This window comes from Phyllobacterium sp. GQ127, from assembly GCF_059758635.1.
This window is the reverse complement of record NZ_JCAXDZ010000003.1, coordinates 316,918-330,203: the sequence shown is the minus strand read 5'-3', so window position 1 is coordinate 330,203 and position 13,286 is coordinate 316,918. Positions and strand designations below refer to the sequence as shown.

General features: G+C 52.8%; 14 protein-coding genes and 1 tRNA gene. 8 read left to right on the top strand and 7 right to left on the bottom strand.

Features of this window, described 5'->3' with window-relative positions:
* The first annotated feature begins 88 nt into the window (after positions 1-88).
* A complete protein-coding gene (locus AC6CHM_RS13610) occupies positions 89-325 on the top strand; it encodes a DUF768 domain-containing protein (protein WP_115054319.1) in 237 nt (78 codons plus the stop codon).
* Positions 326-331: 6 nt separating this feature from the next.
* On the opposite strand, the gene AC6CHM_RS13605 is transcribed toward AC6CHM_RS13610, so the two are convergent.
* Positions 332-760 carry an Lrp/AsnC family transcriptional regulator gene (locus tag AC6CHM_RS13605; protein ID WP_115054318.1) on the bottom strand — a complete coding sequence of 143 codons (429 nt, stop codon included), beginning with the start codon at positions 758-760 and terminating at the stop codon, positions 332-334.
* A 121-nt stretch (positions 761-881) separates the two neighbouring features.
* Between AC6CHM_RS13605 and AC6CHM_RS13600 the strand changes: the two genes are divergently transcribed.
* On the top strand, positions 882-1,985 hold the full coding sequence (locus AC6CHM_RS13600; RefSeq protein WP_115054769.1) for a saccharopine dehydrogenase family protein: 1,104 nt from the start codon (positions 882-884) through the stop codon (positions 1,983-1,985).
* Positions 1,986-2,048: 63 nt separating this feature from the next.
* On the opposite strand, the gene AC6CHM_RS13595 is transcribed toward AC6CHM_RS13600, so the two are convergent.
* The 3 genes from AC6CHM_RS13595 to AC6CHM_RS13585 form a co-directional block, all read right to left on the bottom strand.
* Entirely contained in the window at positions 2,049-3,299 is a 1,251-nt protein-coding gene (locus tag AC6CHM_RS13595; RefSeq protein WP_337354236.1) for an aminopeptidase, read from the bottom strand.
* 105 nt (positions 3,300-3,404) lie between these two features.
* Positions 3,405-4,256, bottom strand: a complete 852-nt coding sequence (locus AC6CHM_RS13590) for an SDR family NAD(P)-dependent oxidoreductase (protein ID WP_498173507.1) — start codon at positions 4,254-4,256, stop codon at positions 3,405-3,407.
* Positions 4,257-4,321: 65 nt separating this feature from the next.
* On the bottom strand, positions 4,322-4,768 hold the full coding sequence (locus AC6CHM_RS13585) for a hypothetical protein (protein ID WP_440808394.1): 447 nt from the start codon (positions 4,766-4,768) through the stop codon (positions 4,322-4,324).
* A 257-nt stretch (positions 4,769-5,025) separates the two neighbouring features.
* On the opposite strand from AC6CHM_RS13585, the gene AC6CHM_RS13580 reads away from it, so the two are divergent.
* A complete protein-coding gene (locus AC6CHM_RS13580; RefSeq protein WP_115054314.1) occupies positions 5,026-5,313 on the top strand; it encodes a DUF6074 family protein in 288 nt (95 codons plus the stop codon).
* Positions 5,314-5,379: 66 nt separating this feature from the next.
* A complete protein-coding gene (locus tag AC6CHM_RS13575) occupies positions 5,380-5,559 on the top strand; it encodes a hypothetical protein (protein ID WP_115054313.1) in 180 nt (59 codons plus the stop codon).
* A gap of 60 nt (positions 5,560-5,619) precedes the next feature.
* On the opposite strand, the gene AC6CHM_RS13570 is transcribed toward AC6CHM_RS13575, so the two are convergent.
* Positions 5,620-7,122 carry an argininosuccinate lyase gene (locus tag AC6CHM_RS13570; protein WP_498173504.1) on the bottom strand — a complete coding sequence of 501 codons (1,503 nt, stop codon included), beginning with the start codon at positions 7,120-7,122 and terminating at the stop codon, positions 5,620-5,622.
* Positions 7,123-7,208: 86 nt separating this feature from the next.
* Complete coding sequence (locus AC6CHM_RS13565; protein WP_115054311.1) at positions 7,209-8,543, bottom strand: dicarboxylate/amino acid:cation symporter; 1,335 nt, start codon at positions 8,541-8,543, stop codon at positions 7,209-7,211.
* A gap of 241 nt (positions 8,544-8,784) precedes the next feature.
* On the opposite strand from AC6CHM_RS13565, the gene AC6CHM_RS13560 reads away from it, so the two are divergent.
* Positions 8,785-10,641 (top strand): sensor histidine kinase, encoded by a 1,857-nt coding sequence (locus AC6CHM_RS13560; RefSeq protein WP_498173502.1) that lies wholly within the window; start codon positions 8,785-8,787, stop codon positions 10,639-10,641.
* Positions 10,642-10,643: 2 nt separating this feature from the next.
* Complete coding sequence (locus AC6CHM_RS13555; RefSeq protein ID WP_440808404.1) at positions 10,644-11,987, top strand: sigma-54-dependent transcriptional regulator; 1,344 nt, start codon at positions 10,644-10,646, stop codon at positions 11,985-11,987.
* A 40-nt stretch (positions 11,988-12,027) separates the two neighbouring features.
* Here the strand turns inward: AC6CHM_RS13555 and AC6CHM_RS13550 are convergent.
* Positions 12,028-12,117: transfer RNA gene (locus AC6CHM_RS13550), tRNA-Ser, on the bottom strand.
* A 327-nt stretch (positions 12,118-12,444) separates the two neighbouring features.
* Between AC6CHM_RS13550 and rplU the strand changes: the two genes are divergently transcribed.
* Both rplU and rpmA read left to right on the top strand, forming a co-directional pair.
* Positions 12,445-12,921: a 50S ribosomal protein L21 gene (gene rplU, locus AC6CHM_RS13545; RefSeq protein WP_008121909.1), complete on the top strand. Its 477-nt coding sequence runs from the start codon at positions 12,445-12,447 to the stop codon at positions 12,919-12,921.
* Between the two features lie 24 nt (positions 12,922-12,945).
* Complete coding sequence (gene rpmA / locus AC6CHM_RS13540; protein WP_115054309.1) at positions 12,946-13,218, top strand: 50S ribosomal protein L27; 273 nt, start codon at positions 12,946-12,948, stop codon at positions 13,216-13,218.
* Positions 13,219-13,286 lie beyond the last annotated feature (68 nt).

Genomic DNA, 13,286 nt, shown 5'->3' with positions numbered 1-13,286 from the left:
CACTTTTCGGTCCGATGCTTTAATGCGCAACCTTATCGCTATCTAATTGTTTTACTGGATCGACGGGCAATAATTCCAGGAGCACAAAATGAGTCAGCGAGCTATTGATTTCGTTAATAACTGGATTGAAGCTAATATCGATACCAATAAGCCAGTTGATATGGAGCATCACGATCGTCGCCCTCAGCGTCTCGCGGAACGTTGTGCTGCCGATGCCGAGGCTGCGGGTATCACCGAAGCCGAGATCAAGGATGGTTTGGGTGATCTCGAAGTGTGCATGATTGCCGCGGTCGACAGGGTTGCACTGGCAAAGTCTGAGAAATAGGTCTGATCAGCGTTCTATGCGTGTGGAAAGGATGATTGACGACATCGTTCTTTCGACGCCTTCCAATGCGCCGATTTCGTCGAGCAACCTGTCCAGTTCCTGGATTGATGGGGCCTCAACAATAACAATCATATCGAACTGCCCGCTAACCGAATGCAGGGTTCTGACCCATGGTATTTTGCGCAACGAAGCTTCGACCCGTACAGCAAATTTGGGCAAGGCAGTGACCAGCACATGCGCCTTGACCAAATTCTGCTGATATTCCGGCGATAGCTGGACGCTGTATCCGCGGATCATTCCCCGATTTTCGAGCCGTTCGATGCGGCTTTGCACTGTGGTGCGTGACAGCCCGAGCTTACGCGCAAGGTCGGCTGTGGAGGCCCGGGCGTTTTCCCGGAGCAGGGAAAGCAGGGCATGATCAGCTTGGGTCAGCATAATGACAAATCCACTCGGCATATTAGTTAAACTTAAGAGTTATATCGTCAGTATATACACTGCATTTCGCCGAGCAATATGAGAAAATTCCGAAAGGTTTATGCATATTCAGGGGAATCACATGAAAGAGATCGTCGTTGTAGGGGCAGGCAAAATCGGAGGAACGATTGCCAATTTGCTGAGCGAGACAGGGGAATATCACGTAACTGTCGTTGATCGCGCGCAGACACAATTGGATGCACTTGAAGTTTCAGCGCATGTGGCTACCAGCTGTATTGAAATTGCTGAAGCGGGCGTGCTTGAAAAAGTGCTGGACGGCAAGTTCGCTGTTCTGAGCGCGGCACCGTTCCATCTGACCACACGCATCGCTGAAGCCGCTGCCAAATCCGGCGTCCACTATCTCGATCTGACGGAAGACGTTGCCAGCACGCGCATTGTCAAGCAATTGGCGACAACAGCAAAGACTGCGTTCATTCCGCAATGTGGTCTCGCGCCCGGGTTTATCTCCATCGTTGCCAATGATCTGGCCAAGCGCTTCGATACGCTAGAAAGCGTTCGCATGCGCGTTGGCGCGCTGCCGCAATATCCATCCAACGCGCTCAACTATAATCTTACCTGGTCGACGGATGGCGTGATCAATGAATATTGCGAGCCATGTGAAGCGATTGTCGACGGTGAACTGACCGAAGTTCCACCGCTTGAAGAGCGCGAAGAATTTTCGCTCGATGGCGTAACCTACGAGGCATTCAACACATCGGGCGGACTTGGCACATTGTGCGAGAGTCTCTTGGGCAAGGTGCGTACGCTCAATTATCGTACGATCCGCTATCCCGGCCATGCCGCCATCATGAAGGCGTTGCTGAACGATCTCGGACTGCGCGATCGCCGGGATGTTTTCAAGGACATTCTTGAAAACGCCTTGCCATCAACCACGCAGGACGTGGTTGTGATCTTCGTAACGGTCAGCGGCCGCAAGAAGGGTCGTCTGTTGCAGGAAACCTATGCAAACAAGGTCTATAGCGGCCATATCGGATCGCAGCTTTATAGCGGTATCCAGATCACCACAGCATCGGCCATTTGCGCTGTTGTGGACATGCTTGCGAAGGGTGACCTGCCACAGCAGGGCTTCATCAAACAGGAAGACATCGCACTTGATGCATTTCTGGCTAACCGTTTCGGCAAGGCCTATGCCCAGACCGAGACTGCCGGGCGTCTCGTTGCCTAATAGTATTTGAGATCAAATAGATCGCCACCGCCTTCGCGGTGGCGATTGAATTGCGTGGTTTAACTATGCCCACTCGCCATTGCGCATAACGGGAACAGTCGAGCCATCCTTATGGATGCCATCCACATCGATTTCTCCAGATCCAATCATCCAGTCGATATGAATAAGGCTCTTATTTCCGCCCTTTGATGCTATCTCCTCCGGACTCAACGTTCCGCCATTGATGAAGCATTTCGAGTAGCATTGACCGAGTGCTATATGGCTTGCAGCATTTTCATCGAACAGCGTGTTGAAGAACAGCAGCCCTGAAGCAGAAATCGGCGAAGAATGCGGGACAAGCGCCACTTCACCGAGGCGGCGGGCACCTTCATCCGTACCGAGAATTTTATTGAATACTTCCTCGCCGCGTGTCGCCTTGGCTTCGACGATCTTTCCAGCTTCAAAGCGAACCTGAATATTTTCGATCAAAGTACCCTGATATGACAATGGTTTGGTGCTGGATACGTGACCGTCAACCCGAAGAGCATGCGGGGTGGTGAATACTTCTTCGGTCGGAATATTCGGATTGCAGGTGATGCCATTCTTGGCCCTTGAAGCGCCACCTTGCCATTCATGTTCATCGGCCAGCCCTACGGTCAGATCTGTGCCGGGGCCTTTGAAGTTCAGGGAAGCAAAGTTCAGGCCGTTCAGCCACTCCCTGCGCTTGAGCAATGCGGCATTGTGGTCGCGCCAGGCGCTGACCGGATCATCAATATCCACACGGGAAGCAGAGAAAATGGCATCGGCAAGCATTATGACAGCTGCATCGGGGTCCTGATCGGGAAAAACCTGCTTAGCCCAAGAGGGGTTTGGATAGGAGACGATGTTCCAGTTAACGTCGAAGCCAGTGATTTTTTCCAGCGCTGGTTGATAGGCTTTCGATTGCGCCCTGTTCGCCCGCGCGACTTTCTCGGGATCTTCTGCCGATAACAACATGGGATTATCGCCAGAAATGGCGAGGCGCGCCGTATTGGCAGAAAACGCTTTTGCCATCCCTTCGTAAAGCCAGCCCGCAGAATGGTCGAAACTATCCTCTGGCGCGTTGCGATAACGCATCAGCGTTGTTTCTTCGTCATTGTAAAAGGTCGTGACCAATCCCGCGCCTGCCTTATAGGCATGCTCAGTGATGCGGCGAACAAGAGGAAGAGCGGCAAGCGGTGCTGTGATCAAAAGGTCCTGTCCCGGCTGCAATTGCAAACCGATTTTCACGGCAACCTCGCCCAGCCGATCGAGTTTGACTGGGTCGATGGAAGGGATCTTTTGAGATGAATTCATAATATACCCATGCGGTTAAAAAGTTTGCGTCAACATAAAGCGGGTTTACCGCCCTCTTCAAGTCGGTAGTGTGGATTTATTCAGCCCACACGCCGGACTGATTTCTCAGGCATTTTGTTTGAGAAAATTGGCAAACCGGGATTCAAAATCCGGATGCCACCGCGAAAGCGGCGGACGGTTTTGGATAATATCATTTGCTGCCCAGAGAATTCGCTTCTCATCCAAAGCGCGAGTAACGTCATTATCAGGGCACAGAATGTAAAAGTCGCCAGCCGCCACGCTCTCCAGCATGAAATCAACTGTCTGTTCCGGTGTCCACGCGCCAGCGGGTTTCTCAACACGGTCGCCCTTTGTAAGGGCCGTATAAACAAAGCCCGGAATGAACAGATGGGCGGTTACGTGACAGTCTTTCGTGTTACGTAACTCGTGTTGCAACGCCTCCGTAAAGGTCTTTACCCCTGATTTGGAAACGTTATAGGCGGGGTCACCCGGTGGAGTGGTTATGCCTTGTTTCGATCCCGTGTTGATAATCAAACCCGGTGTCTGACGCTTGATCATTGACGGGCCGAATATCTGACAGCCGTGAACCACGGCCATCAAATTGGTTGCAATGATGCGATCCCAATTGCTGCCGTCGAAGACGCTGCTTCCAGGTTGGATGCCGGCATTGTTCATTAAAATGTCGGTCTGGCCGAATTTCTCATCGACAATCTGTTTCAAATTCCGCAGATCGTCGGGCCGTGTCACGTCTGTAGCAACTGCGATGACGGCATCCGGAGGAGCTGGCTGCAAACCTGCAACTTCCCGACACGCCTGCTCCAACCTCTCTCCGCCCAGATCGGCAATGGCAACCTTCATTCCTAAACCGGCAAAACGCTTTGCCGCCGCCAGACCGATACCCGAGGCCCCTCCAGTAATTACGGCAACACTGGACGGGGATAAAGCGGGATGGTTCATGACAGTCGTCCTCAAATGCGTTGCGAAATGAAGGAGCTTTTCAAGGCGTTGAACTTACGAGGCCATCAGCCGAAATTGGGCACACGCAGATAATGAGGAAGCGGGGTTATTGGTTCCTTGGGCAGGCGGCTTTCTGGCGACACCCGCGTCTCAGGCTTGATAACTGCCTTTGCAGACTTCAGACGCCGGGCCTCAATGATTTCTCTTTCCGAACTCTCTCCCATTGAAAGTGCTTTCAAAAGGATCATTCGCGCTTCGTCGACTATCGACGACTGATTTTCATTGAGGGCGATGTCGAGTATAACGCGCCGGAAATCTGTAAGCTCGATCGGTTTTCCTGCGGCTGCGCGCTGCCGTGCAGCATTCTCTTTATCGATCAGAGCATAAAGTTTTTCTCGCAGATCGGCTCCCACATTTTCATACTGCATGGCGATATCGGGAGCTACGGCGGCCAGTTTTTGCTTCTGCCGTTCGCGGTGCCGTCTCTGTCGTTCTGCGTTGCTCAGTGCCATGTATGAATGTCTACGCCGTTAACAAACGAATCACTTACCCCACCTGTGATAGGCCTGCATGCCGTAACGGGCAAGATTCAGGAGGTGTTACGCACAAATCTGTTGCCCAATAAAGTGTGGTTAAATGTTACGTAACGTTTGAAAACATTGAATTTTTTGCTGAAAATTTATGCTGAACAAATTGTTAGGAACCTTGCTCGTATTCTTGCTCACGAATCAATGCAAACGCGGCAAATGCCGTCCGGGAATAAGCGAGCATGCAAAAAGTTAACCCTGCTACGAATTGCCAGATAATCCCTTTTCCGATGACGAAGAGACTAGCTACGGTTCGCGAAGTTGCGGCCACGCTGAAGGAAAAAAACGGTCGCCAAGCTGAAGCCTATCGAAACAAGGTCGCTGATGGCCTGTTCGAACATCTGGCTCGGATCGGCCTTTCCGAAGACGAGCAGGATGAAGAAGTTGGGGCGTTTTTCAGCGCGGTGGAGCTGGAAATGTTCCAGATGTACGATCCAAGCGGCATTTATGGAGACCGCTCCGTTTATTGACAAGGTGCGCCCGTCCCAAGGCGCTATACAATTTGCTTTTGGCCTTGCAATACATGAAAATGCTGCATGACAAGCGAACAGAGATGCTATGTGCACACCGACAAGAAAAGCGACGGCAAATGGTATTATGTCGTCGTTATCGATGGTGAGACAGGTGCCTTGATGGGGCCGCACGATACCGAAGACCAAGCTCTCGCTGCTGGCCAGAAAGATCTGGAAAATCTTAGTATCAATGATGATGAATAGCCCGTTTGCAGCCGGGCGAGCATTCCAAACTCGCCGGGCTCTATCTGTCAGCCAATGCTGTTAATTTGGGCTTGTGGAAAGCTTGTCGAAATCCTCATCCAGCCGTTTAAGCGCTGTGGTTACGACGCGCCGTCTGTCTGCGACCCAAGCTTCTTGCGAGGCGATTTTTTCTTTGGCCGTTTTGATCATCCGCGCCATTTCCTTGGGCTGCGGCCCGCCGCTAGTGGCTCGATTCCTAACGATTGCGACTGGGTCGAGCGTTGCTCGAAACTCTTCCTCGTTCATAGGGAGCTGGTCTGAAAAGCTCGATCCCTTGACAGCTTCCTTGTAGATTCGCTGCGCATCGGCATAGGGGAAGTCGAGTGGCTTGATATTTTGTGATTTGGCAAAATCCACGATCTCGGACGCAAAGTGATGCCCGACGCGGAAAGGCAGTTTATATTTGCGCATCAAAACATCCGCGAGTTCTTGCGAAGCAGTCCAGTCGCTGTTCAGCTCTTCAAGGGAACGGTTCGGGTCGATCACGAGCGCGCCGAGTATTTTTTCCCAGCCTTCCAGCGCTTTGATCGCGCTTTCGACAATTTCTGTGTTGGCATCCTCGTCTTTTGCATCCGGCATGCCGGGCGTAATGTTGTGCGCTTGGATAATGGGTCCCATAGCCAATGTCACTGCGGTGGAAGCAGCTTGCCTTGTGGAATTGAGAATTCCAGGATTGCGCTTCTGGGGCATCGCGCTGGACACATATGTGTTGCCTCCCCCTGTTTGCAGCAATATCCACGGGCGGGGCTGCGCATATTGCGTCATGATATCTTCAATGAACTGTCCGGTATGGAGTGCGATACTTGTAACGATCGCTCCAACTTCGACCGGTTCATCTACCGGGGATATTTGTGAGGCGTCATATGCATTGTCAACGACGCCACTGAAGCCGAGATAATCCGCCATTCGAGTTCGATTGAGTGGCCAGCTTGTGCCGTTCAGTACGGTGGTTCCCATCGGGCTTCTGTCAACACGGGCATAGGCTTCCCTGATACGCTGAGCATCTCGATCCAGACCTGCTGCATGGCCAAGCAGGTAGTGTCCGAAACTATTGGGTTGCGCCGCGACGCCGTTGGTATAGTTGGGTACGATCGTATCGACGTGGCGCTCTGCAAGATCAACGAGGGCGCTTGTTGTTTTATCCAGCTGATGTGCAAGTCTTAGTAGATCATCCCGCATGATGGCGGCCCTGTAGGTCGAATGCATATCCTGGCTCGAACGCCCGGCATGGATTAACGTGACCTCCGGGCCTGCTGCTTCAATGAGCAAAGGCTCAAATGATATTACGGTTGAGGGCCGCTTTGCTCCAGGTTGAGCCCCATCTGCAAGGACCTTCTTCAGCCCGGCGGCGATCTTTGGCGTGAGGTCTTTGTCGAGCAATCCTTCGTCGGAATTGATAATGATCGTCGCCTTGTTGATCATGCCCAACCAGAAGAATTCGTCCCTCGGTGGTTGTTCTGCAGCGATTGCAACGCCGCTATGAACACTTGCAACCAATGTAAGTGCATAAAGAAGTGTTTTCATGATGCCTCCCAGCGCCTGCGGCGACACCAAAGGAAATGGCACACCGCAGGACTTTTATTACATGGACAAGAGATCAAACTGAATAATCAGTTTGCCAAGACCAGTGCTTCTTCTTCGGCCAGTTCGCCGTTAAGCGCCTGGGCCAGTTTGTCTTTGTCGAGCTCGCCTTCCCAACGCGCTACGACAATCGTTGCAACAGCATTGCCAACAAGGTTGGTCAAGGCACGGCATTCTGACATGAAGCGATCAATACCCAGGATTAGCGCCATGCCCGCAACGGGAACCGCCGGCACAACAGAAAGCGTCGCCGCAAGGGTAATAAAGCCGGCACCGGTGATACCGGCAGCGCCTTTGGAACTCAGCATGGCGACGAGCAAAAGCAGAATTTGATCCGACATGCTCAAATGGATGTTTGTTGCTTGAGCAATGAACAGGGCGGCCAGGGTCATATAAATGTTTGTGCCGTCCAGATTGAAAGAATAACCGGTCGGGATAACGAGGCCGACCACAGACTTCTTGCAACCCGCCTTTTCCATCTTGGCCATAAGGGTTGGCAGCGCTGCTTCCGAAGAGCTGGTACCAAGCACCAGCAAGAGCTCTTCCTTGATGTAGCGGATCAGAGCCAAAATGGAAAAACCATTATACCAGGCAACCGCGCCGAGAATGACAAGCACGAACAGGAGTGATGTCAAATAGAATGTGCCGATCAACATGATCAAATTGGCGACAGACCCGATGCCATATTTCCCGATGGTGAACGCCATTGCTCCGAATGCGCCAATGGGGGCTGCCTTCATCAAGATGGCAACGAGTTTGAAGATCGGTGCCGAAAGCGTCAAAAGAAAGTTGGTGACCGGCTCGGCTTTCTCACCGACCATGGCGAGCGAAAGACCAAACAGCACCGAGAAGAAAAGCACCTGCAGAATATCGCCGGATGCGAAAGCGCCGACGATCGTGGTCGGAATGATATTGTTCAGGAATCCAATGATGCTCTGCTCATGCGCCTGCTGCGTGTAGGTTGCAACCGCTTTTGGATCAAGCGAGGCAGGATCAATGTTCATGCCTGCACCGGGTTGAACAACATTGGCAACGACCAGTCCGACGATCAAGGCAAGCGTCGAAAACGTCAGAAAGTAGATCATGGCCTTGCCAGCAACGCGGCCGACTTTCTTAAGATCGCTCATACCGGCAATGCCGGTGGATACGGTCAGAAAAATGACAGGGGCGATGATCATTTTTACCAGCTTGATGAAAGCATCGCCAAGCGGTTTCATACTGGTTCCAAGGTCAGGATAATAATGCCCAAGCGCGATGCCGATGGCGATTGCGACAAGTACCTGAAAATATAAATGGCTATAGATCGGAGCCTTTTTTGATGGCTGCAGGCCAGCATTGGCCGTGGTTAGTGTCACCGGACTCATGACTTCCTCCATGATGCGAGCCTCGTCTGACAGGACCAACCTGCTAGCCTCCCAGGCTCAATTACAGACGGACCGGCCGTCTGCAGCCATGGAATGCAAATGGCGTGCCAATTATTTGTAATTCTATAACTCTTTGAAATTAATGCATTTTTTTATTCATAAGCTTCGACTCCGCCTCAAATTGTGTGGTATGCCGCACAGATTCATTGTATTTTGTGCGGATATATGCACACCTATGTTCATGGATGATCATCCACAAAAGGCCTCTGAAATCCTCACCCCGACAGCGCGATCTGGTTGGGCCAGCAAGGCTGTTCTAGCCACCTTTGCTGTAATCATAATTTTTGCGGCGCTTTTCGTGGCGGGCAATATTGGCCGCGAACGCGGGTATCAGATCGTGATGGACCGTGCGAAAAGCACAGCTGAATTAAATGCAGTTCTCCTGCGCACCGTGCTCGAAAAGCAAAGAGCGGTTCCTTTTGTCCTGTCCCAAGACAGGGATGTTATGAGTGCGCTTTCCACTCGCAGCGAGAGCCAGCTCCAACGTCTCAATCATAAATTTGAAAGCCTTATCGGTGGCACCGGATCTGCTGTAATTTACCTGCTTGATGCAAATGGACTGGCAATCGCTGCGAGCAACTGGAACGAGCCGATCAGTTTCGTCGGAACCAATTACAGTTTTCGGCCCTATTACACACGCGCCATCAGAAATGGCAGCGCAGAACATTACGCCCTTGGCACTGTCAGCAAGCGGCCGGGACTTTATATTTCAAAGCGAATTGATAGCCCGGCTGGACCACTAGGCGTCATTGTTGTCAAACTGGAGTTTGATGAAATCGAAGCGGACTGGCGCCGCAACAGCGATCCGACCTTGGTGGTTGATCAACGCGGTATCGTGCTGGTTACAAGCTTTCCCGACTGGCGTTTTATGACAGAAAGTGTCATCCCCGCCGAGCGAATGGGGCCGCTTCGCGAGAGCCTGCAATTTGGCGGCGCGCCATTGGAGCCGCTGGATATTTCTCCGCCCATGCCAACGGTGCAGCCGGATATTGTTCAAGCCAGGTTGCCGGGCGCCCCGTCCCGAAGAGAATTCGTACGGGTTCAAACCTCGGTTCCGACCACGAGTTGGAAATTGCAATCATTGACGCCTGCCGCACCAACGGTGACCGAGTCTGTCCGTACCGCTCAGTTGATTACACTGCTCTTTCTTGCTCCCTTGCTGGGTCTCACTGCTTTTATTCTTCGCCGGCGCGGACTGGCATTGCGCCGGGCGCACGAACAGGAAGTGGCGAGGGTTGAACTTGAGCGCCGTGTTGCTGCCCGCACTGCGGATTTGAGTGCGGCGCATGCCGAGCTGGTCATGCAGGCGGAAGAACGTCAAAAGACGGAAACAAAACTCCAGTCCGTCCAATTGGAGCTTGTGCAGGCGAACCGCCTGGCAATTCTCGGTCAGGTGACTGCAGGGGTGGCGCATGAGATTAACCAGCCTGTGGCGGCCATTCGATCCTATGCTGATAATGCGGCAACGTTTTTGGGGCGCAATCAGGTCGATTCCGCCAAAGACAATTTGAAGACTATTGCCGGGCTGACGGAACGCATCGGAAGCATCACCGACGAACTCAGGACCTTTTCCCGCAAAGGCACGGGAGATTCTGGGCCTGTCAGTGTCAGTGATATCATCGAAGGTGCAATGCTGCTTCTCGGAAGCAGATTTCGCCAGCGTGCCGGACAAATCCTGACTGAAATGCCCCCTCCCGAAGTGAAGGTCTATGGCAACCGCATCCGCCTCGAACAAGTTCTGATCAATCTCATGCAAAATGCGCTTGAAGCGACGGAAGGTGGACCCGCCAGCAAGATCAGCGTGCGCTGTTCCGTTGACCAAGATGAACTGCGATTGATTGTTGCTGATAATGGTCCTGGAATACCCGATTCAATCATGCAGATGCTGTTTACACCCTTCAACACGTCCAAGGATCGGGGCCTGGGGCTTGGGCTGGTGATCTGCCATGACATTGTCGCGGAGTATGGGGGGCGCATCGAGGTTGAAAGCAGCTCTGCCGGGACCGAGTTCACCGTGCATCTGAAAAAGGTGGTCTGACCATGGATTCAAATCATATTGCCTTTGTCGAAGATGATGACGACCTGCGTGCTGCAAATTGCCAGACGCTTGAACTGGCAGGCTTCAACGTGCAGCCCTTTCCCAATGCAATGCTCGCTTTGCGATTCCTGACGCCGGACTTTCCGGGTGTCGTCGTGACCGATGTGAGGATGCCTCACATTGACGGGCTTGAGCTGTTTCGCCGTTTGCGTGAAATGGATTCTGATCTGCCCGTCATCCTTATAACCGGACATGGTGATATCGATATGGCCGTCGAGGCCATCCATAAGGGCGCCTATGATTTTATCGCCAAGCCCTATCCAGCCGATCGCCTTGTGCAAAGCATAATGCGAGCATTGGAGAAGCGCCGGCTCGTCATGGAGAACCGCGAATTGCGTTTGGCGGTGGAAAACACCAATGAATCACTGCCGCTGATCGGTCAAACGCCCGTTATGCAAAACCTTCGAAAGACCCTGCGCCATGTGGCAGGTGCCGATGTCGACGTATTGATCGCCGGTGAAACAGGGACGGGGAAAGAGGTTGTTGCCGGACTTTTGCATGAATGGAGCAGGCGCAAACAGGGGAACTTCGTTGCGCTGAACTGCGGGGCTTTGCCGGAAACAGTCATAGAAAGCGAATTGTTTGGCCACGAAGCCGGAGCTTTCACAGGGGCTCAAAAGAAGCGTGTTGGCCGCATCGAGCACTCTAGTGGCGGAACCTTGTTTCTCGATGAGATTGAGAGCATGCCTCTTTCAACGCAGGTAAAACTTCTACGCGTTTTGGAAAGCCGGGAAATTACACCGCTTGGCACCAACGAACACCGGCCCGTCGATTTGCGCGTGGTGGCCGCGGCCAAGGTTGACCTTGGGAGCGCCGACCAGCGCGTCAATTTTCGCGAGGATTTGTTCTACAGGCTCAATGTCGTGACTGTTTCAATTCCTCCGCTGCGTGAGCGGCGCGATGATATCATGCTTCTGTTTACCCATTTTCTGCATCGCGCTTCGGCAAGATTCAAAACAGATGTGCCAGAGATCACAGCCGCGCAGCGCTCCTATCTCATGCAGCATGACTGGCCCGGAAATGTGCGCGAGCTGGTGCATTTTGCCGAACGTGCTGCACTTGGTCTTGATGGCATTGAAACAACAAAATCAGATATTGAAAGCGACGGTTCGAGTTTGCCGCAAGCCATGGAACGATATGAGGCGCGGCTTATCCAGCAAGCATTGGCAGCCAATGGCGGGGATGTGCGCTCCACGATCCAGACGCTCGGTATCCCGCGCAAAACTTTCTACGACAAGCTGCAGCGTCACGGGATTGACCGATCCGATTACGTCTCAAGCAAGTGATAAGCGAGTTCTCTGAACGCGCCGGCTAGCGCAATGTAAATGGCGGAGAGGGAGGGATTTGAACCCCCGATGGAGTTGCCCCCATGCCGCATTTCGAGTGCGGTGCTTTCAACCACTCAGCCACCTCTCCGCATATAGGATCCACGTAAAGACCCGTATTTTTAGTGCTGCGATGCCCCAAAGGGCTTGGCTTGAGCGTGCGACGCGCTAGATAGCGGGCAAAGCGCGCAGATACAAGAGCAATTTTGCGTTAAATTTCTTGACTCCGCCTCGCTCCTGATCTTATAAGCGCGCAACGACTGGCGTGGGGGATTCTCCGCGCCGTTTGTTTTTGAATTCGGGTGCCTTCGTTCTTATGGATAAAAGTGCCTTTCGATCAATCTGTCACGACTGACAAAAAGACGGTTATTGCCGGGAAACTGGCAGAAAACCGAACCGAACGCCGAAAGGGCACAAAATGTTCGCAGTCATCAAGACCGGTGGTAAGCAGTATCGCGTTGCCGCCAATGACCTACTCAAGGTCGAAAAAGTTTCCGGCAATGCCGGCGATATCGTACAGTTCGCAGAAGTTCTGATGGTTGGCGTCGGTGCTGACGCAACAATCGGCGCTCCTGTAGTCAGCGGCGCGCTGGTCACAGCCGAAGTCGTTGAACAGGGCCGCGCACGCAAGGTTATTGCCTTCAAGAAGCGCCGTCGCCAGAATTCGAAGCGTACACGCGGTCATCGTCAGGAATTGACAACGATCCGTATCGCTGAGATTCTTACCGGTGGTGCCAAGCCTTCGAAGACTGCCGCTGAAAAGCCGGCCAACAAGAAGCCTGCAAAGGCTGAAGTTGCTGCTGCTGACGCGACAGAGACCAAAGCCGCCCCAAAGGCCAAAGCTGCGCCCAAGAAGGCTGCTGCCAAGGCTGAGAAGCCCGCTTCGGGCGAATAAGAACAGGTTTAAAGGAGCAATCCCATGGCACACAAAAAAGCTGGTGGTTCGTCACGCAACGGTCGTGATTCAGAATCAAAGCGCCTTGGCGTAAAGAAGTTCGGCGGCGAGCGCGTGCTTGCTGGCAACATTCTCGTTCGTCAACGCGGCACCAAATGGCACCCCGGTGTCAATGTTGGTCTTGGTAAGGACCACACTCTGTTTGCGCTTGAAGCAGGCACAGTTTCTTTCCGTACCAAAGCCAACGGCCGTAGCTTCGTGTCGATCGTCACCCCGATCGCCGAAGCAGCAGAATAGCCGGTCATGCTTGAAGCACCGGCGTCCCATCGGACCCGGTGAAAAAATGGCAACCGCCAAAAGATCAA